This window comes from Tsukamurella sp. II2bb (assembly GCF_057815145.1).
Genome location: NZ_JBYPZI010000007.1, coordinates 178970 through 204111, shown reverse-complemented (window position 1 = coordinate 204111; position 25142 = coordinate 178970). Strand labels below are relative to the sequence as shown.

The following is a 25142-nucleotide window of genomic DNA, read 5'->3' as shown; positions in this document are numbered from 1 at the left end:
AAGCGCCATGCTGACCGCAGTTCGAAATCAGAAGCATGGAGGTTCGGCATGGCGGTCGTAGTGGTGACCGGAGCGTCCCGTGGCGTGGGCGCCGAGACAGCGGTGGCGCTCGGCGCCCGTGGCCACGACGTGGTGGTGAACTACCGCGAGAAGCGGCGGCGGGCGGAGAAGGTCTGCGCCCTGGTCGACGAGGCGGGCGGACGCGCGGTCGCCGTGGGCGCCGACGTGACCGCGGCCGACGGACCGTCCCGCCTGCTCGACGCGGCGATCACCGAGTTCGGCGGCGTCGACGCCCTGGTCCTCAACGCGTCCGGCGGGCTCGAACTCGGCGCCGACGAGGACTACGCGATGCGCCTCAACCGCGACGCCCAGGTCGCGGCCGCCCGCACCGCCGCGTCGCGGTTGCGGCCGGGCGGCCGGATCGTCTTCGTCACCAGCCACCAGGCCCACTTCTCCGAGACCCGTCCCGTACCCGCCGGGTACGAGCCGATCGCCACGAGCAAGCTCGCCGGAGAGCGGGCGCTGCGAGAGCTCGCCGGGGAGCTGAACGTCGACCTGCACGTGGTCTCGGGCGACATGATCGAAGGCACGATCATCGTCCGGCTGTTGGAGCGCCGCGATCCCCTCGCCGTCGAGGCCCGCCGGGCACACGGCCCGCTCCCGACGGTCACCGAGTTCGCCGCCGCGATCGCCCGCGCCGTGGACGCGGACGATTCGGCGGCCCGCACCACCTATGTAGGCGGAGCAGACTATTTAGGGTAGCCTCAGCTTCATGGGTAGAGGAGTGACCGGCCTGATCCTCAAGGCGATGCGGGCGGACGACTACGTCTTCACGGTGCTGGCAACGGAGGCGGTGAGCGAGCACTATCACCGGATCCGCTTCGACGGCGGCACGTTCCTGCTGAACAACCCGTGGTTCCCCACGATGTGGGTGCGACTGTGGGTGCCGAAGAGCGGCGCGGCCACCACCGACGAGGGCGAGGGCTCGCTGGTCCAGCGCGGCTACACGATCGTCGCACCCGAGGGCACGGAGTTCAGCATTGAGTTCGCCCTGCACGACGGTCCCGCGCCACGCTGGGCCCTCGACGCCGAGCCCGGCGACCGGATCGCCGCCACCATGATGGGCGCCGAACTGACGATCCCGGACGATCCGGCACCGTCGGAGTACGTGCTCGTGGGAGACGCCGCATCGCTCCCGGCCATCAACAGCATTCTCGAGACGGCGCAGGCGCCGTGCCGCGTCTACCTCGAGTACCAGCACGACGCCGAGCGGGAGCTGCCCGTGCGCGGCGAGGCGGTCACCTGGGTGCCCCGCGAGGACCGCGGCGCTGCTCTTGTCGCCGCCGTGGTCGGGGGCGGGATCGCTTCGGGGGCATTCCTGTTCGTCGCCGCCGAGACCAGGGCGACGCGCGAGATCGCGAAGGCGGCCAAGCGCGATTTCGGGCTGCCCAAGGAGCGGATCAAGTCGCAGGCGTACTGGCTGCAGCGCGGATAAATCCGCTGGCGCCCACTCGCAGCACCGTCTACCGTCCAGATCGTGAGTTGTTCAGCAGCGGCCGCCGCAGCGGCGGCAGTGGTGGATCGCGGCCGCGCCTAGCGGCGGCGAAGCTTCCCACACTCTTTCGGCTTCCCGCCCCGGCTTCCTTCCGCTGGGCGGCGATCCGCGCTGCCCGGGTGATCTGCTACCTGGAGAACTCCTTTCATGCCCACCCATCACGGGGGCCGTCACGAGCACGGCCAGAACTTCCTCACCGACGACGCCGTCATCGCCCGCATCGTCGACCTCGCCCGCAAGACGCACGGTCCGATCATCGAGATCGGCCCCGGCGCAGGTGCATTGACCGCGCCCCTCCTCACGCTGGGTCGTCCGCTCACGGCCGTCGAGATCGACGGCGACCACGCGCGGCGCCTGCGCCGCGACCACCCCGCGCTCACCGTCGTGCACGGTGATTTCCTGCGGCACCGACTACCGGCGGAACCCCATGCGGTGGTGGGTAATCTGCCCTTCCACCTGACCACCGCCGTGCTGCGCAAGCTCTTGCACGCGCCGCACTGGACCGAGGCGGTCCTCGTCGTCCAATGGGAGGTGGCGCGGCGCCGGGCGGGAGTCGGCGGCACCACCATGATGACCGCGCAGTGGTCGCCCTGGTACGAGTTCCGGCTCGCCGGCCGGATCCCGGCCGCCGCGTTCGCGCCCCGGCCGTCCGTCGACGCTGGTCTCCTCACCATCACCCGCCGGACGGTGCCGCTCCTGCAGCCCGGGCGGCGGCGGGACTACGCGGCCTTCGTCCACGCCGTCTTCACCGGCCGGGGCCACGGCCTCCCGGAGATCCTCGCCGGGATCGCGCCGCGGCACCGTCGGGCACAGGCCCGCCGGTGGGCGGCCGGACGGGGCCGGGGCCGGGGCCGCACGCCACTCCCCCGTGATCTCGGCACGGCGGACTGGGTGGAGGCCTTCGAGCGGTTCGGCTAGCGCTGGGGACGCTGCGGGGGCAGGCCCAGCGAGGTCGGCGGGTTGTGGTCGTACTCCTCCGTCTCCGGCGTCCGCGGACGCGTCTGCGTCTCGCCGGTCGCCGGGCGCGGGGCGGGCTGGATCGGGCGGGGCTGCGCGGGCCGGCGGGTATCGACGGGGTGCATGCTTGTCGGCGCGATCGGCTCGTCGGGGGCGGGCGGAGGCGGGGCCACTCGCGATGAGCGCTGCTGCGGCGGAACCACCGGCGACGCCGCCGTCGGCGGGGCGGGCGGCACCGGCGGCTGCTGGCCGGGCCGGGCCGGGGGCTGCTGGGCCGGAGGCTGCTGCGCGGGTGCCTGCTGGACCGGGCGCGGCGGCGGGCCCTGCGGAGCCTGGGCCGGCGGTCCCGGCGGGGTCGGGGCCGCCGGTGGCCGCGGCGGCTGGGCCGCCTGTGCCTGCGGTGGCTGAGCGGGACCGGCCGGCGGTCGCTGCATCGGCATCGCACGGGTGGACAGATCCTCCGGCTGCTGCGGCCGCTGCACGGGGACGGCGGTCGTCTCGGGCGCGCCCTGCTGCACGGGATCGGCGCTGTCGACCACGACGACCCTGCCCGCCGCCTCGGCGGCGTTCGCGCGCGCGACCTCGACGGTGTCGGCGGTCGCGACCGCGACGCCGAGCCGCCGCTTGGCGTACCCCTCGGGCTTGCCGAACAGGCGCAGGTCGCTCTCCGGCACGTCCAGCGCGCGGGCGACGCTGTCGAAGGCGACGGAGCTGCTGTCCTTCGTCCCGTAGATCACCGCCGACGCGGCGGGCGACATGAGCGAGGTGTCCACCGGCAGCCCGAGGATCGCACGGGCGTGCAGCTCGAACTCGGAGAGCCGCTGCGAACCGAGCGTGACCAGGCCGGTGTCGTGCGGGCGCGGCGAGACCTCCGAGAAGTAGACGTCGTCGCCCTTGACGAAGAGTTCCACGCCGAAGACCCCGCGGCCGCCGGTGCCGCCGTCGCCGAGGGCGGTGGTGACCCGGCCCGCGACGGAGGTGGCGGCGTCGTAGGCGGCCTGGCTCATCGCCTGCGGCTGCCAGGACTCGACGTAGTCACCGTCGGACTGCCGATGCCCGATCGGCTCGCAGAACCGCGTGACCACCTTGCCGCGCTCCGCGTCGTAGACGCGCACCGTCAGCAGCGTGATCTCGTAGTCGAAATCGACGAAGCCCTCCACGATGACCCGCTCGTTGCGGACGCGGGCGCCCTCCACGGCGTGCTCCCAGGCACCGTCGAGCTCCTCGATCGAGCGGACCACCGTCTGGCCCTTGCCCGAACTCGACATGACCGGCTTGATCACGCACGGGAAGCCGACCTCGCGGGCCGCCGCGCGCACCTCGTCGAGCGACGAGGCGAAGGCGTACGGCGAACAGGGCAGGCCCAGTTCCTCGGCGGCGAGCCTGCGGATGCCCTCCCGGTCCATCGTCAGCGAGACGGCCCGCGCGGTGGGGATCACCTCGGCGAGCCCCTCCTCGTCGACGGCGACCAGCGCGTCGGTGGCGAGCGCCTCGATCTCCGGGACGACGAAGTCGGGCTTCTCCTCCTCGATGACGCGACGGACCTCGGCGGCGTCCGTCATGTCGATGACGTGGCTGCGGTGCGCGACCTGCATGGCCGGCGCGTTCTCGTACCGGTCGACGGCGATCGTCTCCACACCGAGACGCTGGAAGGCGATCACCACCTCCTTGCCCAACTCGCCCGACCCCAGCATCAGCGCCTTCGTGGCACCGGGCGTGAGTGCCGTACCGATCCGGGGGTTGCCGCCGGTCTCGCTGAGGTTCGTCATGGCTCCCATTCTGGCAAATCACAGCGGCCCGCGAGACGCCCGCCGACCGGACGATTCGTGTTTGCTTCCGATCTTTCTGCACTGGTAGACGTTTCACTGGTTATCGCTCGCAGACGCCACCTATGCGCTTAGTTTCTTCCCATGCAAGCACTTGTGGTTCGCAGCGCCGTGGTGGCTGCGACAGGCGGACTCATCTTCGGATTCGACACCGCGGTGATCTCCGGGGCCGAGAAACAGGTCCAGGAACAGTTCGGCCTGTCAGACGCGGCGCTCGGGTTCACGGTCACCACCGCGCTGATCGGCACGATCATCGGCGCGCTCGTGACGGGCAGGCTCGCAGATCGGTTCGGCCGCAAGAAGGTTCTGTACACGATCGGCGTGCTCTACGTGGTGAGCGCGATCGGCTGCGCGTTCGCGCCGACCTCGTCGGTCGAGGTGCTGCAGGTCTTCCGGTTCCTCGGCGGCCTCGGCATCGGCGCGTCCAGCGTGTGCGCCCCGATCTACACGGCCGAGATCGCCCCGCCGAAGTTCCGCGGCCGCCTCGTGGGCCTGGTGCAGTTCAACATCGTGCTCGGCATCCTCGTGGCCTACGCCTCGAACGCGATCATCCGCACGATCATGGGCGACGACGCCAACGCCTGGCGGTGGATGCTCGGGGTCATGCTCGTGCCGGCGGTGATCTTCCTGATCATGCTGCCGACGGTGCCGGAGCCCCCGCTCTGGCTCGCCGCGAACGGCGACCTCGCCGCGGCACGCCGCACGTCGGAACGCCTGTGCGCCACGCAGGGCGAGGCCGACGAGCAGATGGCCGAGATCGAGCAGTCCCTGGCCGCCGAGTCCCGGCGCGGCAGGACCCGGTTCTACACCCGCGGCCACCGCAAGGTGATCTTCATGGCGATCGCCATCGCCTTCTTCAACCAGATGTCCGGCATCAACGCGATCCTCTACTACGCGCCGCGGGTCATGCAGGACGCCGGTGCCAGCACCAACGCCGCCTACCTGATGTCGGTCGCGGTGGGCGTGATGAACCTGATCGCCACCATGGCCGCCCTGACGGTGATCGACAAGCTGGGGCGCCGGAAGCTGATGCTCGTGGGGTCGGTCGGCTACCTCGTCTCCCTCGGGTTCATGGCCGCGGTGATGTTCTACTACGAGAGCGGCGACCGCTCCTTCGACAGCACCTCGTCGATCCTCGTGCTGCTGGGGCTGATGGTCTTCATCGCCTCGCACGCCTTCGGCCAGGGCGCCGTGATCTGGGTCTTCCTGTCGGAGATCTTCCCCAACAGCATCCGGGGCCAGGGCCAGTCCCTCGGCAGCCTCACGCACTGGGTGTGGGCCGCGATCACCAGTTTCGCCTTCCCGCCGATCATCGGCGCCTTCGGCGGCGGCGTCGCCTTCTCGATCTTCTTCGGGTTCATGGTGCTGCAGTTGCTCTGGGTGATAAAGGTTATGCCCGAGACCAAGGGCATCCCCCTGGAGGAGATGGCGGACAAGCTCGGCCTCGAGGTCGACGACGACGAACCCGATCCACTGGCAGCGAAGGGACACTGACCACATGACCGACCGCACTCTGTGCCTGGGCGAGGCACTCGTCGACGTGGTGCTGCGCGACGGTGCCGACCCCACCGAGCACGTGGGCGGCAGCCTGTTCAACGTGGCGTGCGGGCTCGCCTCGCTGAGCGACCCGACCTCGATCCTCTCGTGGTGGGGACGCGACGTTCGCGGCTACCGCATCGCCGAGACGGCGGCCCGGGCGGGCGTCGATATCGTTCCCGGGTCCGACGGTGCCCCGAACACGCCCCTCGCCTACGCGCACGTCGACGCCGAGGGTCGCGCGACCTACGAATTCGACCTCACCTGGGAAGTGCCGCCCATCGCCGACCTCGAGCGTTACGGCCACCTGCACACCGGCAGCTTCGCCGCGACGCTGGCCCCCGGCGCCGACGGCGTGTTCGATGTGGTCTCCCGTATCCGCGACCACGCCACCGTCTCCTACGACCCCAACATCCGGCCCGCGCTGATGGGCACGCCCGCGGAGGTGCTGCCGCGGGTGACGGAGATGATCGGCATGGCCGACGTGGTCAAGGCCAGTGACGAGGACATCGCCTGGCTCTACCCCGACGAGCCGGTCGAGGACGTGATGCGGCGGTGGATCGCCGCGGGCCCCGCGATGGTCGTCATCACCCGCGGGCCCTGGGGCGCCTACGCGCTGCTCTCCGGCAACCGCGACATGCTGCACGTCGACCAGCTGACCGTCGAGGTGGGCGACACCGTGGGCGCGGGCGACTCCTTCATGGCGGGGCTGGTCTCGGGGCTGCTGGACGCCGGGTACCTGGGCTCGCGGTACGCGGCCCGACGGCTCCGGGCCGCCCAGTGGAGCGAGGTGCAGCCCGCACTGCACCGCGCGGTCATCACCTCCGCGCTCACCGTGAGCCGGGCCGGTGCGTACGCGCCGTCGATGGACGAGGTCGAGGCCGTGCGGGCGAAGGATCGCTCGCTGCGCTGACAGCCGGACCGCGGCGCGAGCGGCCACGGCGCGAACGTGCCGCCGCGCGGAGCGGGAGGCGGGTCGGATTCGCAGCGAGCTGCCAGCCGTTCCCCAGGGAACGGCCGCATGATCATTCCAGCGCGGTCACCGTCGACCGCACCGACCCGAAACGAGGGCCCATGACCGAGCCGACCGAACCGCAGGCCACCCCCACCGCTCCGATTCCGCCGGCTCCCCTGAGCCCGCCGACCGAGGGATCCGCGCCCACGAGCGGACCGTCGAAGAAACTGCTGATCGCCGCGATCGTCTTCGGGCTGATCGGGCTCAGCGGCGTCAGCTTCACCGCCGGCTACTGGACCTCGGAGCTCGGCGGCCACCACAAGGGCCACTCGATGCACCACAGGGGGCACGACGGCAAGGGTCCGCAGGCGCGCCCCGGGGCCGCCGATCACCAGCGCGAGGGCGCTCGTCCGGCGCGGATGAAGCCGTCGGCATCACCGTCGCCGAGCGCGGCGCCGTCGACCACCGCGGCGGCACCGACGCCGTAGCGCGCATTGACGAAACCGGGCCGCTTCGCCGTATCACCGGAGCGGCCCGGTTCGACGAACCGCGTCAGATTATGGCGCGGCGGACGATCGTCTCGTCGCGGCCGGGACCCACGCCGATGCAGGAGATGTGTGCGCCGGAGAGTTCCTCGAGCCGCAGCACGTAGTCCTGCGCGTTCTTGGGCAGCTCCTCGAAGGTGCGGCACCCGGAGATGTCCTCCCACCAGCCGGGCATCGTCTCGTAGATGGGCTTCGCGTGATGGAAGTCCGTCTGGTTGGGCGGCATCTCGTCGTAGCGCACGCCGTCGATCTCGTAGGCCACGCAGATCGGCACGTTCTCGATGGAGCTGAGCACGTCGAGCTTGGTGAGGAAGTAGTCCGTGATGCCGTTGACCCGGGTCGCGTAGCGCGCGATCACCGCGTCGAACCAGCCGCAGCGGCGCGCGCGGCCGGTGGTCACACCGACCTCGCCGCCGTGCTTGGCGAGGTAGGCGCCCCACTCGTCGAAGAGCTCCGTCGGGAACGGGCCCGACCCGACGCGCGTGGTGTACGCCTTGAGGATGCCCAGCACCGTCGTGATGCGGGTGGGACCGATGCCCGAGCCCACCGACGCGCCGCCGGAGGTCGGGTTCGACGAGGTGACGTACGGGTAGGTGCCGTGGTCCACGTCGAGCAGGGTGCCCTGTGAGCCCTCCAACAGCACCGTCTCGCCGCGCTCGAGCGCGAGGTTCAGCTCGAGCCGGGTGTCGGCGATGCGGTGCTTGAAGCTCTCCGCGAGTTCGAGGGTCTCGTCGACCACCTGGCGCGGGTCGAGCGCGCGGCGGTTGTAGATCTTGGTGAGCACCTGGTTCTTGAACTCCAGGGCCGCCTCGACCTTCTGCGTGAGGATCGACTCGTCCAGCACGTCCTGCGCGCGGACGCCGACGCGGGCGATCTTGTCCTGGTAGCAGGGCCCGATGCCGCGGCCGGTGGTGCCGATCTTCTTGTTGCCGAGGAAGCGCTCGGTGACCTTGTCGATCGCCACGTGGTAGGGCATCAGCAGATGCGCGTCGGCCGAGAGCAGCAGGTTCGAGGTGTCGACATCGCGCGCCTCGAGGCCGTCGAGCTCGGCGAGCAGGACCGACGGGTCCACGACGACGCCGTTGCCGATGACGTTCTTCACACCGGGCGTCAAGATGCCCGACGGGATGAGGTGCAGTGCGAACTTGTCGCCGTTCGGGAGGACGACGGTGTGGCCGGCGTTGTTGCCGCCCTGGTAGCGGACCACCCACTGGAGCTTCTCGCCCAGCAGATCCGTGGCCTTACCCTTACCTTCATCGCCCCACTGGGCGCCGATCAGAACGATCGCGGGCATGAGAGTTCCCCTTCCGGCCCGGTACTCACCTGATCACCTGGATAACGTCGAGCCGTGCCGCAACCTTACAGTAGGTGCGGTGAGCTCCGTGACCCAGAGCACCGTCGTGGTGCGCGCACCCGATGTCCGCATCCCGGGCAGCCTCCGCGACCTCGAGACCGTGACCGTCGACCTCGACTCCGTGAAGTCGGAACTGAAGCAGAAGCTGACGTTCCCGAAACGGATCGTCGTCGCGGGGCCCGACGAGTTGCTGGCGGCGGTGATCGCGAGACTGATGGCGGCGGATCGCCTCGATGTCGAAGTCGCGTACGCGCCGACCCAGAACTCCCACGCCTCCGCGATCTACCCGCCGGGCGATCCCCTGACCGGCACCCCGCGCGCCGTCCCGCTGATCCGCGACGACCGGGGCTTCGTCCTGGTCGGCAAGGCCAAGATCACCGGCCCCGACGGCGGGCCGCTGACCGGCGAGACCTTCGTCGACTCCGAGAAGCTCTTCACCGGGCAGGCGAAGGCGATCATCGTCGAGCCGACCGGCGAGGGGGGCGGGGTCCGCGCCCGGCTCGCGAAGGGCGTGCTCCGACGGTGGCTGTCCGGTCGCGCCGCGCAGACCGGCGGGCTGGAGCTCGTGGTGACCCGGGACGGCCGCACCGACCCGAGCGTGGTGACCCGCGCGACCTTCTACCGCAACACCGACGACTGGCTGCTGATCAGCTGAGCCCGTCCTCCGCCGGCCCCGGCGCGTCCGAGGTGCCCGTGGTGCCCTCGCCGCCGGGCGCGCGCCTGGGCACATCGCGCAGCTGCGAGACCGCCGAGGTACGGGAGAGCCCGGCCACCTGCAACAGGTCGACGAGCGTCGACCTCAGCTGGCCGTAGATCATCACCTCGTTGAGCGAGACGCTCTCCGAGAGCTCGTCGTGGATCGGCAGCGCGTTGAGGCGCCGCGCGGCCGACCGGAGGACCCGCGCACCGTCGGCCTGGTCGGGGTGGGCGCCGGGCTCCGCCAGCACCACGTCGCGCATCGTCTTGAAGCACTCCGCCAGGCGGCCCACCTCCGCGACCAGGGCCGGGTCGATCCGCTCCCCCTCCTGGTTCGAGCCGAGCGCGCGCCGGGCCAGGACCCGCACGTTGCGCACGGCGTTGTCGAGGGGGTCGGCGATCGCCTGCAGCTTGTCCATACGCGGCCGCGAGCTCCAGAACAGCGGGGAGACCTTCGCGATCTCGATGCCGCCCGCGAGATCGGTGGTGAGCTTGTCGAGGTCGGGCTGGGTGGCGCGGGCGGTCTCGAGGGCCCATTCGAGCGAGGAGATGTCCCGGTCCATCAGCCCCGCGGCGACCGAGGCGACGACCCGGCGCATCGTGTCCAGCACTTTCGCGGCGTCCTTGCGGGGCCGGCGCGCCGGATTGTTGGGGATCAGCGCCGCGATCACGACGCCGACGAGGCCGCCGATCAGCGCGTCGAGCATCCGTGTCCAGCCGCCCGTCGAACCGGGCGGGATCAGGGTCGCGACCAGCACGGCCGACGAGGCCGCCTGCATCGGCACCAGCGGGCCGCGGTCGGCGAGGACGGCGACCGCCATCGCGATCGCGACCACGAGCGCGAGTTGCCAGGGCCCGGTGCCGATGCCCGCGATCAGCAGATCCCCCACGCCGATCCCGACGGTGACGCCGCCGACCAGCTCCAAGGATCGCCGCAGCCGCTGCTGCAGGGACAGGCCCAGCGAGATGATCGCGGCGATCGGCGCGAAGAAGGGCGCGTCGTGACCGATCAGGTCGTTCGCGATGTACCAGCCGATGCCACCGGCGAGTGCGCACTGCAGGATCGGCAGCTTCGAGTCCCAGAGCCGCTTCGTGCGGCTCTGGATGACCTGCGGCAGTGCGTCGTGCCGCCGGACGAGTCGGCTACGCGCCGAGGCCGAGAGCGCGGGCGGCTTCGGGGTCACAGTCGTTCAACAGGTCCAGGCACCGGAGGTACTCGTCCTCCTCGCCGATCGTCTTCGCGGCACGGGCCAGAGCGGCGACGGCCCGCAGGAAGCCGCGGTTGTTCTCGTGGCTGTAGGGCACGGGACCGAAGCCGCGCCAGCCCTGACGGCGCAGTTGGTCGAGGCCGCGGTGATAGCCGGTGCGCGCATAGGCGTACGCGGTCACCGCCTGATCCGCCTCCAGCGCGGCCTCCGCCAGCACGGCCCACGCCAGGGAGGAGGTGGGGGCGTCGGCCGCCACCTCGGCCGCCGGGCGACCTTGGTTCAACTGCAGTTCCGGCTCTTCGTCGATGTCGAGCAGGACCGGCGGCGGGCCGAGGAGATCTCCGAAGGACGTCATCGCTCCAGTGTCCCACGCACCGTCGGGGGAGGGAGGAGGGATGTGCCCAGCCGGGCGACGGACCGGTCCTCGCGGTCGGCACCCATTAGGGTGTCAGGTGTTCCGCGTGCGGCTCGCCGGCGCGGAGGAGGAACGGCACACGAACGAGGGGACGGCGGAAGCGATGGCGCGGGACGACAACCGGGGACCCCTCTCGCGACTGCGTGACCTGCGCGGACGGCTCGCCTCCTGGCCCGCCGCCCCGCTGCACGAGCACCAGGACACCGCCGGCTCGCTGGGCAGCGCTCCCGCCGACGCGGTGACCCCCTCGCACTCCGACTCCCTGGCACAGCTCGTCGAGCAGGCCGCGCCTGCGCCCACCCCGGGTGAGGCCGAGACCGTGGCCATCCCCGTCGACGGTGCCGCGCCCGCAGCGGACGCCGCCCCGTCGGATGCGGAGACCCGAGTACTGCCCACCGCGAGCCGGGCACTGGTCGACGAGAGCCCGTCCGATCCCGAGATCGCCGAGGGCGAGGACGCGGAGACCGAGGACGACGCGAGCGACGGGGCCGGAGACGACGGCGCGGCGGGCGAGGCTGCCGACGAGGCCGGGGACGACGAGGCCGGGGACGAGGATGTCGCCGCCGACCACGACGTCGCCTCCGGGGACGAGGCTGATGACGAGACGCCGGAGAAGGTCGCACCGTCGCCGCTGCGCACTGTCGGGCCGGTGGTCACCACACCGCCCGCCGGCGGGGGCGCCGACGCGGCGACCGTGGCGCTGCCCGTCGTGCAGCGTCCCAGCGACGCCGAGACGACCGCCTTCGCAGCCCAGGAACGCCCCGCCGACGAGGCCGAAACCGCCGCCTTCGCGGTGCCGGAGCGCCCCGTCGACGAGGCCGAGGCCGAGCCCGTCGACGAGCCCGACGAGGACAGCGTGGGCGAGGACGTCGCAGCCGCCGAACCCGACGAGGCGGAAGACACCGAAACCGAAGCGGCGGCCGACGATGACGCCGCCGCGACCGACGATGTCGCGGCGAGCGGCGATGTCGCGGCGAGCGGCGATGTCGCGAACGAGACCGAGTCCGGCGAAGCCGAGGTGGCGGAGGCGTCGAGCGCTGAGGAGGGCGCTGAGGAGTCGGCCCCTGACGAGGCCGACCAGGAATCGGCCCCGGCGGACGATGCCCAGGACTCGGAGGACGCCGGGGAAGCGCCTGCGGAAGAGCTCGCCGAGGACGAGGTGGACACCGCCGCGACGGCGTCGCCGCTGCGCACCGTCGGCCCCGCGCCGACCGAGCCCTCGGCCGCCGAGGCGACCCCGGACGAGGGGGCCCCGGACGAGGGGGCCGGGGGCGAGAGCGCGCCGGACGACGAAGCCGCCGACGACGCGAGCGCCGACGACGCCGCGACCACGGCCATCCCGGTCGCCGCGCGTCCCGACCAGGCGACGATCGACACCGAGAAGAACGAGTTGCCCGACGCCACACCCGCGACCGAGGTGCTCCCCGTGGCCCCGCTCGCGGCTCCCGTCGCACCCGCCCCCGACCTGGCGCCGCCCACGGACGCTGCGGCCACACAGGAGGCCGCGGCACGGCAGTCCCCCGCGTACTTCGCCCCGGCCGGCGGCCAGGAGGCTCCGCCGAAGAGCCGCCGCACGCTGTGGATCGTGGCCGCCGTGGTCGTGGCGGTGGTCGTGATCGTCGGAGCGATCCTGTTGCTCGTCCCGAAGTCGGGTTCCGGCTCCTCGCAGGATCCGCGGCAGCAGGCGGCCACCGCGACCACGTCCTTCATCGACGCCGTGCACCGCGGCGACCTCGCAGCGCTGCGGCAGCAGACCTGCGGCGGCGCGAAGACCTACTACGACCGCATGGACGACGGCCAGTGGCAACGCGTGTACGACAGCGCCAAGGCCGACGGCCTGCTCCCCGAACTCGACGGTCTCCAGGCCATCGAGGTGCGCGGCGACAAGGCCGAGGTCCAGGTCGAGGTGCACTACGCCGGCACTCCGAACGCGAAGGTGCGCAACACCCTCACCCTCGAGAAGGACGCGGACACCTGGAAGGTGTGCACCCGCGTCGGCGGCCGATGACCGGCCCGTCGGACGAACCCACGCGCCGCAGCCCCCGGCCCACGCCCGCCGGCGAGCCGAACGCCGCGCCGAGTCCCGCGGCGAAGACCGGGCCGAAAGCCCCTGCCGCGGAGCCGAGCCGGGCGGCACCGTCGGAGCCCAGGCTGGCGTACTCCGAGGTCCCGAACCCCCCGCCTCCGCGCACCGACCGGATCGCCCGCGGCGCGGGCCGCGTCACGCCGCCCCGGCGGAGTGCGACGCCGCCGTCGGCGGCGCCGCACCGCATGGGGCCGCGCCCTCATCCCCCGCACGGCGCACAGCCGCACCGTCAGCCCGTGGCGCCGGCTCGCCCGCAGGCCCTGCGCTCCCCCACGCCGGCGCGGCGCGCGGAGCCTCCCGCGCCTCCTGCCCGGCCCACGGTCCCGCCACCGGTCCGGCCCGCGGAGCCGGCCGGGACGGCTCCGGAACGCAGCAGGCCGCGGCTCACCGCCCCGGAATGGGCGGCGGCCGCGGCCATGGTCGTGCTCGTGCTGGTCGTGCTCCTCGGGCTGGCCCTGTCCTGAGCTCAGCCCGAACCGGCGTCGGCTAGTAGATGTTCGCGCTCACGTACGGGTTGTCGCCGCGCGCGCCGGCGATCTGCGCACGGGTCGCGATGTCGTCGTAGACCCTGGTCTCCTTGACGATCCGGCCCGACTGGACGAGGAACTGCGAGACGCCGAGTACCTCGACCGGCGAACCGGTGAGCGGGCCGAAGGCGGCGTATCCGTCGTAGACCCCGGTGAACTTCCACGTCACCGCGATCCGCAGGCCGGCGTAGCGGGGCGAATCGTTGGCCGCGACGTCACGGATGTCGAAGGTCCCCTCCGGGAAGGGCCGCAGCATGCGCAGCAGCGCCCGCCGGTACCCCTCCGGCCGGACGATGGTGCGGTCGTCGATGGTGTTGAGGACGAGGTCCCGGATCCAGAAGTCCTCCACCCGATCGAGTTCGCGCCCGTTCCACACCTCGTCGATGAACTGCAGCACCATCTCGATCTCGGGCCGGAACCGGTCGGGCCGCGGCCCGCTGCCGCCCTCGGCGAGGACGTCCTGCGGCGGTGCCGCCGCCATCGAGCCGCGGAACCCAGCGAAGGCCTTGCGGCGTGCCAGTTCCTCGACGTCCTGCCCCAGCTCACGGGCGATCGCGACACCGTCTCTGACCACCCACTCCTCCACCATCCTGCCCCGCCGGTACAGGCAGTTGGCGATGGTGCGGCTGCGGAAGTCGAGGTTCTCCAGGTCGGTGCTCAGGACGAGGTGCGAGGACAGGAAGGCGTCGTCGCCCCGCTCCTCCCACACGACGTCCTCGGCCTGTCCCACGCGGTTCGGAGTGTCGGCGATCCGCATCAGGGTGCCGGCGATGACCTCCGCGCTGTTGTCGGAGGTTCCGTAGCCGCCGTGGACGATCGAGTCGTCCTCGTAGTTCTGCCGGATGTGACCGATCGACCGGTTGACCCAGATCTTGTCGGTGACCTCGCGGATGAAATCGTCGGGGTCCGCGTACGGCGCGTATGCGATCGGGTCCAGTGCCATCTGTTCTCCTCGTTGTGTATCGACCATCGTTATGCCTGTTGTCCTGGGCCGGCGTCGCGGATCCCGGCGAGCAGGGTCATGAGTGCGTGACTGAGATTGACCACGACGATCTCGGCTCCCGTATCGAAAGCGGCTGCGGCTGCGGCACCGTCGGACACGATGCGCAGGCGGTGGCGGCCCTGCCGGCGCACCGCGGCGAAGGTCTCCTCGACCGCTGCGCGCACCGCCGGATCCGCCGCGGACGCGGCGCCCATGTCCATGGCGAGATCCGCGGGCCCGACCATCACCCCGTCGACTCCGGGAACGGCGCTGATCTCGTCGGCGTTGCGGCAGGCCGTCTCCGACTCGATCATCGGGAAGACCAGGGTGCGGGCCTCGTCACCGGCGACGTGATCACGGGCGCCGACGGTGCCGTACCGCCCGGCCCGGCCGTACGTCGCGAAGCCCCGCTCGCCGGCCGGCGCGTACCGCGCCGCCGCGACCGCTCGCCGCGCCTGGTCCGCGTCCTCCACGTGCGGGACGACGATGCCGTCCGCCCCGTGATCGAGGACGCGCTGCACGAGCGCCGGCTCGTCCTGACCCACCCGAACCAGGACCGCCATCCCGTGCAGCTGCGCGATCGTGATGTGCGCGCGCAACGGGATCAGGTCCGCCGGGCCGTGCTCCGCATCGATCAGGACGAAGTCCATCCCCGCGACCCCGGCCATTTCGACCAGTTCCTCGGCCGGCATGCGCACGAGCACGCCCAGGGGCTTGTGCCCCTGCGCCATGGCCTGTTTCATCGTCGGCCCGGTGCCGGTCATCGGCCCACCATCCCGGCGGAGAGGTCGATGTCGGCGGCGCACAGCCCGGGCATCGCGAGCATGGCGAGAACCGCTGCGGCGACCTCCGGTTCGGTGACCATGCGGCCGAGCATCCCGCGCGAGACGAAGGCCGCCTCGGCGTCCTCGTAGCTGACCCCGGTGCGCTCGGCCTCGAGCCGGAAATTGCGCTGCATCCGCGGACCGTCGACCGGGCCCGGCGACAGCGAATTGACGGCCACGCCGTACCTGCCCACCTCGGCCGCGAGCGTCGTCGTCAGGCCGATCACCGCGGTCTTGGAGGCGCAGTACGGCGTCCGGCCCGGCAACGGGCGCTTCCCGGAGACCGAGGCCAGGTTGATCACGTCGCCGCCGCCGGCCTCGATCATGGCGGGGAGGAAGGCGCGGCACATGAGGAAGACGCCGCGCACGTTGACGTCGAAGACCGCGTCCCAGTCCTGCGGTTCGATGTCGATGAGGTCCGCGACGGGCCCCGGCACGCCCGCGTTGTTGACGAGGATGGAGACCTTCTCGTCCGCGAGACGCGCGGCCAGGGCGGCGACCGACGCGGCGTCGGAGACGTCGCAGGTCTCGGCGCGGACGACGCCCGGGTGCGCCGCGGCGACGGACTCGACGGCCGCGGCGTCGCGACCGACGGCGATCACGCGGGCTCCGGCGCCCACCAGCGCGCCGGCGATCGCCGCGCCGAGACCGCGACCGCCGCCGGTGACGAGGGCGGTCCGCCCGTCCAGTGGGCCCGGCACCGTCATACCTCGATCCCGGTGAACCGGTGCTCGGACCAGGGCAGCGCGTCGCCGGCGTACTTCGCGGCGCGCACGTCGCCCGAGCGCGCATGGCCCTCGAAGAGCTCGACCCGCGACGCCCGGCCGCAGACCCGGCCCAGCTCCGCGCTGGAATCGGTGTCGACCACCTCGGAGTAGGTCACGGTCTTGAGGTACTTGCCGACCCACAGACCGCCCGTGTACCGCGCCGAGCCGCGCGTGGGCAGAACGTGGTTGGTCCCGATCACCTTGTCACCGTACGAGACACAGGTCCCCTCCCCCAGGAAGAGGCCGCCGTAGTTCGTCATCGTCTCGAGCGCCTCCCGCGGGTTCTCCGTGAGCACCTCGACGTGCTCGCTCGCGAACGTGTCCGCCAGCCGGTACGCCGCGGCGAGCGAATCCACGACGATCACCTCGCCGTGGTCCCGCCACGCGGGCTCGGCGAAATCGCGGGTCGGCATGTCGGGCAGCAGGCGCTCGATGTGCGCCATCGCCGCGCGGGCCACCGCCTCGGAGGTGCTGATCAGTACCGCCGGGGAGTCGGGGCCGTGCTCGGCCTGCGAGAGCAGGTCCACCGCCACGACGAACGGGTCCGTGTGCTCGTCGGCGATCACGAGGATCTCGGTCGGCCCGGCGAACAGGTCGATGCCGACCTCCCCGAAGAGCTGCCGCTTGGCCTCGGCCACGTAGGCGTTGCCCGGACCGGCGAGGAGGTCGACGCGGCCGATGGTCTCGGTCCCCCGTGCGAGCGCGCCGATGGCCTGGACGCCACCGAGGAGGTAGATCTCGTCGGCGCCCGCCATGTGCATCGCGGCGACCGTCGCCGCGGGGATCTCGCCGCGGATCGGCGGCGTGCAGGCGGCGACGCTCGGCACGCCCGCGACCTTCGCGGTCACGATCGTCATGTGCGCGGACGCCGTGAGCGGGTAGCGCCCGCCGGGCACGTAGGCACCGACCCGGTTGATGGGGATGTGCCGCTGCCCCAGCCGGACCCCCGGCAGGGTCTCGACCTCGATGTCGGTCAGCGAGTCGCGCTGGTGCTGCGCGAAGGTGCGCACCTGCCGCTGGACGAATTCGATGTCCTCGATGACCTGGGCGGGAACTCCGGCCACGATCTCCTGGATCTGCTGCTCGCTGAGCCGGAAGGACTCCGGCGTCCACTTGTCGAACTTCTCGGACCAATCGCGCACCGCGGCGTCGCCGCGATCGCGGATGTCGTCGAGGATGTCGCGGACCCGGCCGCTGACGTCGGACCTGTCCTGCTGGACGGTGTCGGCGACGATGGGCCGCTTGAGGTGTTGCATGTCAGCTCCTGGCTTCGGTGATGAGTTCGTTGATCGATGCGGTGATGGATTCCGGCGCGGCCCAGGTCGAGAGATGGCCCGCGTCCGGCAGGACTTCGAGGCGCGCACCCGGGATCGTGCCCGCGATGCGCCGGTGGAAATCGATCGGGCACAGGGCGTCCCGGCCCGCTGCGACGACGGTGGTGGGGCAGGTGACCTCGCCCAGCCACGCGGCGGCGTCGACCCGGGTCGCCTGCGCCCGCAGTTGGGTCGTGAGCGCCTCGGGCCCGATCCGGGCGGCCATGTCCAGGAATCGGGCGGTGGTCGCCGCGTCGGGGTGGGGCTCGGCGAACATCGCCGGAAGGAGCCCGTCGGCGACGAGAGCGCGGAAGCCGGCGTCGTCGACGCCGCCGATCCGGTCTTCGAGCGCGCGCCACGCGTCGCGCTGCGCCTGCGTCGGCGCGGCGGCGTTCGTCGAGAGCGCTACGAAGCCGGCGATCCGCTCCGGCGCCATCCGCAGCATCGTGAATCCCACGATCGCACCGAGACTCAGACCGACGAGGACGAATCGGGAGGGCGCGGCCGCGAGGACCTGCTCGGCCATGCCGTCGATGCTGTCCGCGGTGATCGCGGCGTCGATCGCGGGCGCGGCCAATCCACGACGGACGTCGGCGAACAGGTCTGCATCACAGCCCATTCCGGGGACGAGGACGACCGGGACGCCGGTCGGTGCGGTGCCGCCGGCCATGTCAGGCGCCGAGCCGCCGGGGCACCAGCGCGTAGGGCGCGAGGTAGCCGTTGTGATCGAGCGCATCGCCCGCATCGGCGGCGGCTTTGACGACCTCGTCGTCCCAGTCCAGCCGCACCCGGCCGTCACCGTTGTTGATCGCGAGCAGCAGGCCGGTCTCCGGGCCGACGCTGCGCATCGACCGGTACGCCCCCGGCGGCACCGAGACCATGTCCTGGTGGCCGAGGCGCACCGTGTGCGCATCGGGGCCGCGGTTGATCGTGACCTCCCAGGTGCCGTCCTTGACGATGAGCACCTGGTTCTCCTGCTGCCGGAACGCCGAGACGCCGTGCTCCGGCCGGGCCCGCAGCCATGCGATGTTGTGCCCGTGCGGGTTGTAGATCCCCGGCTCCTGATCGCGGTCCTCGGTCATCCCGAAGCCGATCACCAGGCCGAGTTCCGCCCCGCCCCCGGGAAGTGCGCGATCGAGCAGCGCCGCGCTCGACCACTGGACGTCGTCCAGGCTCACCCGCCGCCGTTCCATCTGCTCCACGCTGAACCGGGGGAGCCCCGCGATGGCGTCCGCACTGAGCGGCACCGTCAGCTGGTCCGGGTCCGGGAGCTCGGCGCCTGCGGCCGTGTCGATCAGCTCGTTGTCGGCGCCCAGGTAGAGGCCGTGCTCGGCGGCGGTGGCGAGGACCGACGGTCCCCAGATGATGCCGCCGGTGTCGTCCATCCCGAGCGCGGTGAACAGCCAGCCGTCGTCCGGACCGATGTTGGTGAAGCCGCGGAAGATCCAGGTGGGGATGGAGACGATGTCGCCCTCCTTGATGACCACCTGGCCCTCCTCACCGTCGGCGCCCCAGCGGAGCAGGTACTCGCCGCGGAAGCAGAGGAAGACCTCCGCGGTGAAGTGCAGATGGAGGTTGTTGGTGATGCCGTGCGGCATGGCCGCCGCGCCGACCTGGAAGCCGTGCCGCTCCCGGAGGTTCACCACCTGGTCCGCGTTCTGGGTGACGCCGGGACCGATCATCGAGTAGTTCTGCTTCTTGTCCGACCCCGGGGTCCGGCAGTCGATGAACGCCTGATCGCACGAGACGAACTGACTCTTCCGGATCGTCCGACGCTCGAGCTCCTCCGACGACACCACCACCTCCGACGACACCATGACTTCCTCTCCTTGCGGCGGCCCTGCGGACCCGGTCTTACATACGTATTCATGATTGCCTCAAGGCCGCGCGTGTGTCAAGCCACACATTCCCCGCCGCCTGAGCGCCGCGTCACGCCCGAGGCCCCTCCGGCTATCATTCGCACCAGGCCGGGCGCACCCCGCCCGCTGCCCGGATCGAGGTTCACAGATGGCCATCACCAGTCACGACGTCGCCCGGCTCGCCGGCGTCTCCCAGCCGACCGTCTCCCGTGCCCTGCGCGGCGATCCCCGGGTCGCGGCCGAGACCAGGGCCCGGATCGAGAGCGCCGTCGCGGCCCTCGGATACATCCCCAGCGAGGCCGGCCGCAACCTGGTGACGCAGAAGACCAAGCGCATCGGCATCGTCGTCTCCGACCTGACGAACCCCTTCTACCCGTACCTGCTCGGCCCTCTCCACGACACGCTCGGCGCGCACGGCTACCGCATGATGGTCTTCACCGAGCGCTCCGACACGGAACTGCCGATGGAGCAGTTCGGCGACGGCTCGGTCGACGGGGTCGTGCTCCTGACCAGCGATATCGACTCCACCCTGCCGCACGAGCTGGCCCGCCGATCCATCCCCTTCGTCTTCCTCAACCGGGAGAGCGGCCGGGGGCTGGGCGACGCCGCCGTGGTCGACAACGAGCTCGGCGGACGCCTGGCCGCGGAGCACCTCACCGCCGCCGGCCACCGCCGGATCGCGGGGATCCTCGGGCCGGAGAACACCAACACCGGCAGGGATCGCGAGATCGGATTCCGGCTCGCACTGGCCGACCACGGCATCGCCCTGCCGTCGGAGCTCACCCACCGCGGCCCCTTCGAGTACCGGACCGGATACGAGGCGACCACGGAACTCCTGCAGCTCCCGGAGCCGCCCACCGCGGTCTTCTGCGGCAACGACGTGATCGCCATCGGGGCGATCAACGCCGCCACGGCGGCCGGCGCCCGGATCCCGGAGGACCTCAGCGTGATCGGCTTCGACGACATCGCGATGGCCGCGTGGCCGGTCTTCCGGCTCACCACGATCGGGCACGACCTGCAGACGATGGCCGCGACCGCGGCGGAACTGCTGGTCAGCCGCCTGGCGGCCAAGACTCCCGAGCCGCCGCGACGCGTCAACCTGCAGCCGAAACTGGTGGAGCGCGCGACCGTCGGCGCCCCGAACCGGACATTGCATACGTAACTCCTGCCGGATCACGGCCGCGAGCCGAACCGTCCGTCTCGGATCCGGGACACAACGTCCAGGCATTGAGCCTGGCAGCACCCCATTTCGGGGCAATCTCCTGCGACTGCGCCCGGATTGCTTGATTCTCGCCGATGAATACGCATACACTCCTGTGAGCTGCGTTACAGCATCCCGTTTGGACGAGGCAGCACAGCCTCACGACCGAGGAGTCCCATGAGCCCCCACCCCCGACCACGGCCGTTCGCCCGCCGTGAACCGACCCACGTACCGGAGTCCGGATCATGACCACGGTGGAGGCGCGCCGGGACGGCCGCCGGCGCCGCAACCGCCTGCGCGCGATCTGGATGCCCTACGCCCACCTGACGCCCGCACTGATCGCGGTCGCACTCACCACGCTGTATCCCGTGCTGGTCGCGCTGTACAACAGCTTCCACCGCTGGCAGCTGAACGAGACCCGCACTCCCGGCGCGTTCCTCGGCCTCGACAACTACTCGCAGGCCTTCTCCGACCCCGACTTCTACAACGCCGCCTGGATCACCCTGCTGTTCACGGTGATCTCCGTGGCCCTGTCCGTCGGCCTCGGACTCGCGATGGCGCTGATCCTCAACCGCGCGGCCTGGTACACGGGAATCACCAAGGCGCTGTTGATCCTTCCCTTCGCGGTCGCGCCCGCCCTCAAGGGCTACTCGTGGCGCTTCATGTTCAATCCGGACTACGGCGTGTACGCCCGGATGATCGACACGCTGTTCCCCTTCACCCACGGCATCAACTGGCTCAGCGAGCCCTTCTGGGCGCTGATGGTGATCGTCCTGAGCGAGGTGTGGGGATGGGCGCCGCTCATCGCGCTCATGTTCCTCGGCGGGCTGGGGTCGATCTCACCGGAGATCCGGGACGCCGCCCGCGTGGACGGGACCAATGCCTGGCAGGAGTTCTGGCGCATCACCTTCCCGCTGCTGCGCCCGCTGATCCTCATCATCGTCTTCCTCAAGGCGGTCTTCTCGGTGAAGATCTTCGACCAGGTCGTCACCATCACCAGCGGTGGGCCCGGGCGCTCCACCGAATCGCTCAACTACTTCGTCTACACCCAGGGCTTCAACTTCCTCGACATCGGCTACGCATCGGCGGTGTCGTGGATCCTCGTGATCATCCTCGGGGTCCTCGCCGCGGGCTACCTGTGGATGATGACCCGTCAGGAGCAGAAATGACCTCCACCCCCGTCCCCGCACGGCGCCGCGCCGGCTCCGCACACTCGCCGGCCCGCATCGCCGGCACCGTCGCGCGCTACATCGGAGTGCTGCTGACCCTGTTCTTCGTCCTGTTCCCGATCCTCTGGCTGGCGCTGACCGCGTTCAAGTCGCACCGCGACGTCTTCAGCACATCGCTGACCTTCAGCCCGACGCTCGCCAACTTCCGCGAGATCCTCGGTGGCTCGAACGATCTGGTGCAGCCGCTGATCAATTCCGTGATCGTCGGCGTGATCACCACGGTGATCTCCGTGCCGCTCGCCCTGCTCGCGGCGTACGCCTTCTCGCGGTACCGGTTCCCGGTCGGCAAGTCGATCCTCCTCGGCATGGTCTCCACCCAGTTCATCCCGGGTGTCGCGATCGCGCTGCCCTTCCTCACGATGTTCCGTGACCTCGGCATGCTCGATACCTACTCCGCCCTCATCATCACGAATCTCTCGATCGTGGTGCCCTACAACACCTGGCTGCTCAAGGGCTTCATCGACGGACTGCCCGTCGAGGTCGAGGAGGCCGCACAGCTCGACGGCTGCGGGCAGCTCCGCATGCTGTGGCGGGTGATCACCCCGCTCGCCGCTCCCGGCATCTTCGTCGCCGTGGTCTTCGCCTTCCTGCTCTCCTGGAACGAATTCCTCTTCCCCACCTTCCTCTCCCGCACCGAATCGGTGACCCTGCCCGTGGCGCTGATGACCCTGGACCGCCCGGACGGCGTGGACTGGGGCCAGATGGCCGCCGCCGGCCTGCTCGTGATGGTGCCGATGATGATTCTCGCGACCCTGGTGCGCAAGCACTTCGCCCAGGGCATGACCCTCGGAGCCGTGAAATGACACGAATCCCCATCCGTCGCTGGCGGATCGCCCTGACAGCCGTCGTCGCGGCCTGCACCCTGTTCACGAGCGCCTGCTCCACGAACGATCCCGCGCAGTCCCCCCTGATCGACCACCTGGCCAAGGGCACCGTCGGCGAATACCAGCTGCTCGAGGGAAAGCCCTACGACGGCACCAAGATCCGGTTCCTGACCTGCTGCACCACCGTTCCCCAGTTCGCGGCGCTCAACCAGCGCACCGCCGACTTCACCCGGCGCACGGGCATCTCCGTCGAGTGGTCGAACATCCCGTACGCCGCGTTCCTGCAGAAGATCGTGGCGGAGAGCGCGATCGGCGGCGGCACGTACGACGCCCTGATCTGGCCGGACGCCTGGGGCCCCTCGCTGCGGATCGGCGTTCAGCCCCTCGACGCCGCGCTGGCGGCACAGGGCATGAACCTCGACGACTTCCCGAAGCCCTTCGTGGAGGCTGCGCGAACCGGCACCGACCGTGTCTACGGCATGCCCATCCGCGGCTTCTCGTACAACTACTTCTACCGCAAGGACGTCTACGCGCAGCTCGGCCTGCAGCCGCCCCGGACGTGGGCCGAGTTCGACTCGCAGATGGCGCTGATCAAACAGAAGACGGGACTCAACCCCATCGCCGGGCAGTACGCCCGCAAGAACGGACAGAACCTCAACACCTGGCTGACGATGCTGTGGAGCAACGGCGGCGAGGTCTTCACCCCGGACGGTAAGGCCGCCTTCACCAGCCCGCAGGCGATCGCCGCGACCAAGGCCTATCTCAGCGCGCTCACCGACGGCTTCAGCCCGCCGGCGTCGACGAACTGGGCGGAGCTCGAGTCGACCACCGACTTCCTCAAGGGCAGGGCCGCGGGCGTCTTCACCTGGTCCTGGCACCAGGAGGAGTTCGACAATCCCGCCAAGGCCGCACCCGAGCTGAAGGGCAACGTCGGCGTGGCCGCGATGCCCGCCTTCGAGGGCAAGCAGTCCTCGAGCTACGCCTACACCTGGCTCGCCGGCGTCCTGAACACGTCGAACCACCAGGGGGCCGCGTGGGAGTACGTGAAATGGCTCAGCAGCGCCCGCCTGGAGCGTGAGATCGCGCTCGACAAGTCGAATCCGAAGACCTCGACCGGCATCACGATGCACACCTCCACCATGCTCGCGCCGGACGTCAACGCCGCCAACGGCGGGCTGCCCCGGATCCAGTACGAAGCACTGCAGACCGCCCGTGCGGTCCCGATGACGATGAACTGGCCCCGCGTCATGGACATCCTCTCGGTCGCGATCAACCAGGCCGCCACCGGCGCCGACGTCGACGCGACCATGGCCGAGGCCGCCCGCAAGGTCGACCAGTTGCACTGAGCGAAAACAGCATCCACCCATTCCATAGAAAGGGGCCCGTCATGGCCTCCGTCACCTTCCACGGCGCCACGCGCCTCTATCCGGGCACCAGTACCGCCGCCGTCGACGGACTCGATCTCGACATCGCGGACGGCGAGTTCCTCGTCCTCGTCGGCCCCAGCGGTTCCGGCAAGACCACCGCCCTGCGGATGCTCGCCGGGCTCGAGGAGGTCAACTCCGGCGAGATCCGCATCGGCGGAACCGATGTCACCGACACCCCGCCCAAGGACCGCGACATCGCCATGGTCTTCCAGTCCTACGCCCTCTACCCGCACATGACCGTCGGCGACAACATGGGCTTCGCGCTGCGACTGCGCGGCGAGGACAAGGCGACCGTCCGCACCAAGGTCGCCGAGGCGGCGAAGCTCCTGGACCTGACCCCGTACCTCGACCGCAAGCCCAAGGCGCTGTCCGGCGGCCAGCGCCAGCGGGTCGCGATGGGGCGCGCGATCGTCCGCGACCCCGCGGTCTTCCTGATGGACGAGCCGCTGTCGAACCTGGACGCCAAGCTCCGCGTGGAGACCAGGGCGAACATCGCGGCGCTGCAGAAGCGGCTCGGCACCACCACCGTCTACGTGACCCACGACCAGACCGAGGCCATGACGATGGGCCACCGGGTCGCGGTGCTCCGCGACGGCGTCCTGCAGCAGGTGGACACCCCGCGGGCGCTGTACGCCCGCCCGGCCAACGCCTTCGTCGCGGGGTTCATCGGTTCGCCCGCGATGAACCTGGCGACCCTGCCGGTCACGGCGTCGGGCCTCGAGGTCGGCGGCCTGACGATCCCGCTCGAGCGCGGCACCGTCGGCGACCGCAAGGAGGTCACGTTCGGACTGCGCCCGGAGGCGCTGCGCCTCGTGGGCGCCGACGAGCCCGGCTTCGACCTGCAGGTCTCGCTCGTCGAGGAGCTGGGCGCCGACGCCTTCGTGTACGGCACCGTCGTGGGCGCCGAGCGTCCCGAGGTCGACTACGGCCGCATCAACGTCCGCGTCGACGGACGCCGGACGCCCGGTCTCGGGGACGTGGTCCGCGTCGGACTGGGTGACGCGGACGAGCTGCACATGTTCGACGCCGGCACCGGAATCCGGCTCGCCGGCTGAC

At 71.0% G+C, this 25142-nt stretch carries 24 protein-coding genes; 14 read left to right on the top strand and 10 right to left on the bottom strand.

Annotation, left to right across the window (positions count from 1 at the left end):
* Positions 1-48: 48 nt before the first annotated feature.
* The 3 genes from AC21LY_RS16950 (at position 49) to erm (ending at position 2473) form a co-directional block, all read left to right on the top strand.
* A complete protein-coding gene (locus AC21LY_RS16950) occupies positions 49-762 on the top strand; it encodes an SDR family oxidoreductase (RefSeq protein WP_489047725.1) in 714 nt (237 codons plus the stop codon).
* A 10-nt stretch (positions 763-772) separates the two neighbouring features.
* Positions 773-1495, top strand: coding sequence for a siderophore-interacting protein (locus AC21LY_RS16945; RefSeq protein ID WP_489047724.1), 723 nt, complete (start codon positions 773-775; stop codon positions 1493-1495).
* Between the two features lie 207 nt (positions 1496-1702).
* Entirely contained in the window at positions 1703-2473 is a 771-nt protein-coding gene (erm, locus tag AC21LY_RS16940; RefSeq protein ID WP_489047723.1) for a 23S ribosomal RNA methyltransferase Erm, read from the top strand.
* Here the strand turns inward: erm and purT are convergent.
* Entirely contained in the window at positions 2470-4281 is a 1812-nt protein-coding gene (gene purT, locus AC21LY_RS16935; RefSeq protein WP_489047722.1) for a formate-dependent phosphoribosylglycinamide formyltransferase, read from the bottom strand. The two genes, erm and purT, sit on opposite strands and share 4 nt — an antisense overlap.
* A 141-nt stretch (positions 4282-4422) precedes the next feature.
* On the opposite strand from purT, the gene AC21LY_RS16930 reads away from it, so the two are divergent.
* The 3 genes from AC21LY_RS16930 (at position 4423) to AC21LY_RS16920 (ending at position 7317) form a co-directional block, all read left to right on the top strand.
* A complete protein-coding gene (locus tag AC21LY_RS16930; protein WP_489047721.1) occupies positions 4423-5832 on the top strand; it encodes a sugar porter family MFS transporter in 1410 nt (469 codons plus the stop codon).
* A gap of 4 nt (positions 5833-5836) precedes the next feature.
* A complete protein-coding gene (locus tag AC21LY_RS16925; RefSeq protein WP_489047720.1) occupies positions 5837-6787 on the top strand; it encodes a PfkB family carbohydrate kinase in 951 nt (316 codons plus the stop codon).
* A 161-nt stretch (positions 6788-6948) separates the two neighbouring features.
* Positions 6949-7317: a hypothetical protein gene (locus AC21LY_RS16920; RefSeq protein ID WP_489047719.1), complete on the top strand. Its 369-nt coding sequence runs from the start codon at positions 6949-6951 to the stop codon at positions 7315-7317.
* A 64-nt stretch (positions 7318-7381) separates the two neighbouring features.
* On the opposite strand, the gene AC21LY_RS16915 is transcribed toward AC21LY_RS16920, so the two are convergent.
* Positions 7382-8668, bottom strand: a complete 1287-nt coding sequence (locus tag AC21LY_RS16915; protein ID WP_489047718.1) for an adenylosuccinate synthase — start codon at positions 8666-8668, stop codon at positions 7382-7384.
* 79 nt (positions 8669-8747) lie between these two features.
* Here AC21LY_RS16915 and AC21LY_RS16910 point away from each other — a divergent pair, with 79 nt between their 5' ends.
* Positions 8748-9383, top strand: a complete 636-nt coding sequence (locus AC21LY_RS16910; RefSeq protein ID WP_489047717.1) for a hypothetical protein — start codon at positions 8748-8750, stop codon at positions 9381-9383.
* Here AC21LY_RS16910 and AC21LY_RS16905 read toward each other — a convergent pair.
* Both AC21LY_RS16905 and AC21LY_RS16900 read right to left on the bottom strand, forming a co-directional pair.
* Positions 9376-10608 (bottom strand): FUSC family protein, encoded by a 1233-nt coding sequence (locus AC21LY_RS16905; protein WP_489047716.1) that lies wholly within the window; start codon positions 10606-10608, stop codon positions 9376-9378. The genes AC21LY_RS16910 and AC21LY_RS16905 overlap by 8 nt on opposite strands.
* The gene (locus tag AC21LY_RS16900) at positions 10568-10987 is read right to left on the bottom strand and encodes a DUF3151 domain-containing protein (RefSeq protein WP_489047715.1); all 420 of its coding nucleotides are present in this window, start codon (positions 10985-10987) and stop codon (positions 10568-10570) included. The genes AC21LY_RS16905 and AC21LY_RS16900 overlap by 41 nt, the downstream gene beginning before the upstream one ends.
* Before the next feature lie 97 nt (positions 10988-11084).
* Here AC21LY_RS16900 and AC21LY_RS16895 point away from each other — a divergent pair, with 97 nt between their 5' ends.
* Together AC21LY_RS16895 and AC21LY_RS16890 are read left to right on the top strand one after the other, a co-directional pair.
* The gene (locus tag AC21LY_RS16895) at positions 11085-13055 is read left to right on the top strand and encodes an Rv0361 family membrane protein (RefSeq protein WP_489047714.1); all 1971 of its coding nucleotides are present in this window, start codon (positions 11085-11087) and stop codon (positions 13053-13055) included.
* The gene (locus AC21LY_RS16890; RefSeq protein ID WP_489047713.1) at positions 13052-13597 is read left to right on the top strand and encodes a hypothetical protein; all 546 of its coding nucleotides are present in this window, start codon (positions 13052-13054) and stop codon (positions 13595-13597) included. Before AC21LY_RS16895 ends, AC21LY_RS16890 begins: the two co-directional genes overlap by 4 nt.
* Before the next feature lie 22 nt (positions 13598-13619).
* On the opposite strand, the gene AC21LY_RS16885 is transcribed toward AC21LY_RS16890, so the two are convergent.
* Genes AC21LY_RS16885 through AC21LY_RS16860 form a run of 6 tightly spaced genes read right to left on the bottom strand, consistent with a single transcriptional unit; the run spans position 13620 to position 19363 of the window.
* Positions 13620-14603, bottom strand: a complete 984-nt coding sequence (locus AC21LY_RS16885) for an ester cyclase (RefSeq protein WP_489047712.1) — start codon at positions 14601-14603, stop codon at positions 13620-13622.
* Between the two features lie 29 nt (positions 14604-14632).
* Positions 14633-15406 carry an HpcH/HpaI aldolase family protein gene (locus tag AC21LY_RS16880; RefSeq protein WP_489047711.1) on the bottom strand — a complete coding sequence of 258 codons (774 nt, stop codon included), beginning with the start codon at positions 15404-15406 and terminating at the stop codon, positions 14633-14635.
* A complete protein-coding gene (locus tag AC21LY_RS16875; protein ID WP_489047710.1) occupies positions 15403-16173 on the bottom strand; it encodes an SDR family NAD(P)-dependent oxidoreductase in 771 nt (256 codons plus the stop codon). Before AC21LY_RS16875 ends, AC21LY_RS16880 begins: the two co-directional genes overlap by 4 nt.
* Positions 16170-17489, bottom strand: a complete 1320-nt coding sequence (gene hisD / locus AC21LY_RS16870) for a histidinol dehydrogenase (protein ID WP_489047709.1) — start codon at positions 17487-17489, stop codon at positions 16170-16172. Before hisD ends, AC21LY_RS16875 begins: the two co-directional genes overlap by 4 nt.
* 1 nt (position 17490) lies before the next feature.
* Positions 17491-18216, bottom strand: coding sequence for an alpha/beta fold hydrolase (locus AC21LY_RS16865; RefSeq protein WP_489047708.1), 726 nt, complete (start codon positions 18214-18216; stop codon positions 17491-17493).
* Between the two features lies 1 nt (position 18217).
* The gene (locus AC21LY_RS16860) at positions 18218-19363 is read right to left on the bottom strand and encodes a cupin domain-containing protein (RefSeq protein WP_489047707.1); all 1146 of its coding nucleotides are present in this window, start codon (positions 19361-19363) and stop codon (positions 18218-18220) included.
* 190 nt (positions 19364-19553) lie between these two features.
* Between AC21LY_RS16860 and AC21LY_RS16855 the strand changes: the two genes are divergently transcribed.
* From AC21LY_RS16855 to AC21LY_RS16835, 5 genes are all read left to right on the top strand, one after another.
* Positions 19554-20567 carry a LacI family DNA-binding transcriptional regulator gene (locus AC21LY_RS16855; RefSeq protein ID WP_489047706.1) on the top strand — a complete coding sequence of 338 codons (1014 nt, stop codon included), beginning with the start codon at positions 19554-19556 and terminating at the stop codon, positions 20565-20567.
* Positions 20568-20851: 284 nt separating this feature from the next.
* On the top strand, positions 20852-21775 hold the full coding sequence (locus AC21LY_RS16850) for a carbohydrate ABC transporter permease (protein WP_489047705.1): 924 nt from the start codon (positions 20852-20854) through the stop codon (positions 21773-21775).
* Complete coding sequence (locus AC21LY_RS16845; protein WP_489047704.1) at positions 21772-22638, top strand: carbohydrate ABC transporter permease; 867 nt, start codon at positions 21772-21774, stop codon at positions 22636-22638. The genes AC21LY_RS16850 and AC21LY_RS16845 overlap by 4 nt, the downstream gene beginning before the upstream one ends.
* Positions 22635-24005 (top strand): ABC transporter substrate-binding protein, encoded by a 1371-nt coding sequence (locus tag AC21LY_RS16840; RefSeq protein ID WP_489047703.1) that lies wholly within the window; start codon positions 22635-22637, stop codon positions 24003-24005. Before AC21LY_RS16845 ends, AC21LY_RS16840 begins: the two co-directional genes overlap by 4 nt.
* 41 nt (positions 24006-24046) lie before the next feature.
* Positions 24047-25141 (top strand): ABC transporter ATP-binding protein, encoded by a 1095-nt coding sequence (locus AC21LY_RS16835; RefSeq protein WP_489047702.1) that lies wholly within the window; start codon positions 24047-24049, stop codon positions 25139-25141.
* The last annotated feature ends 1 nt before the right edge of the window (position 25142 follow it).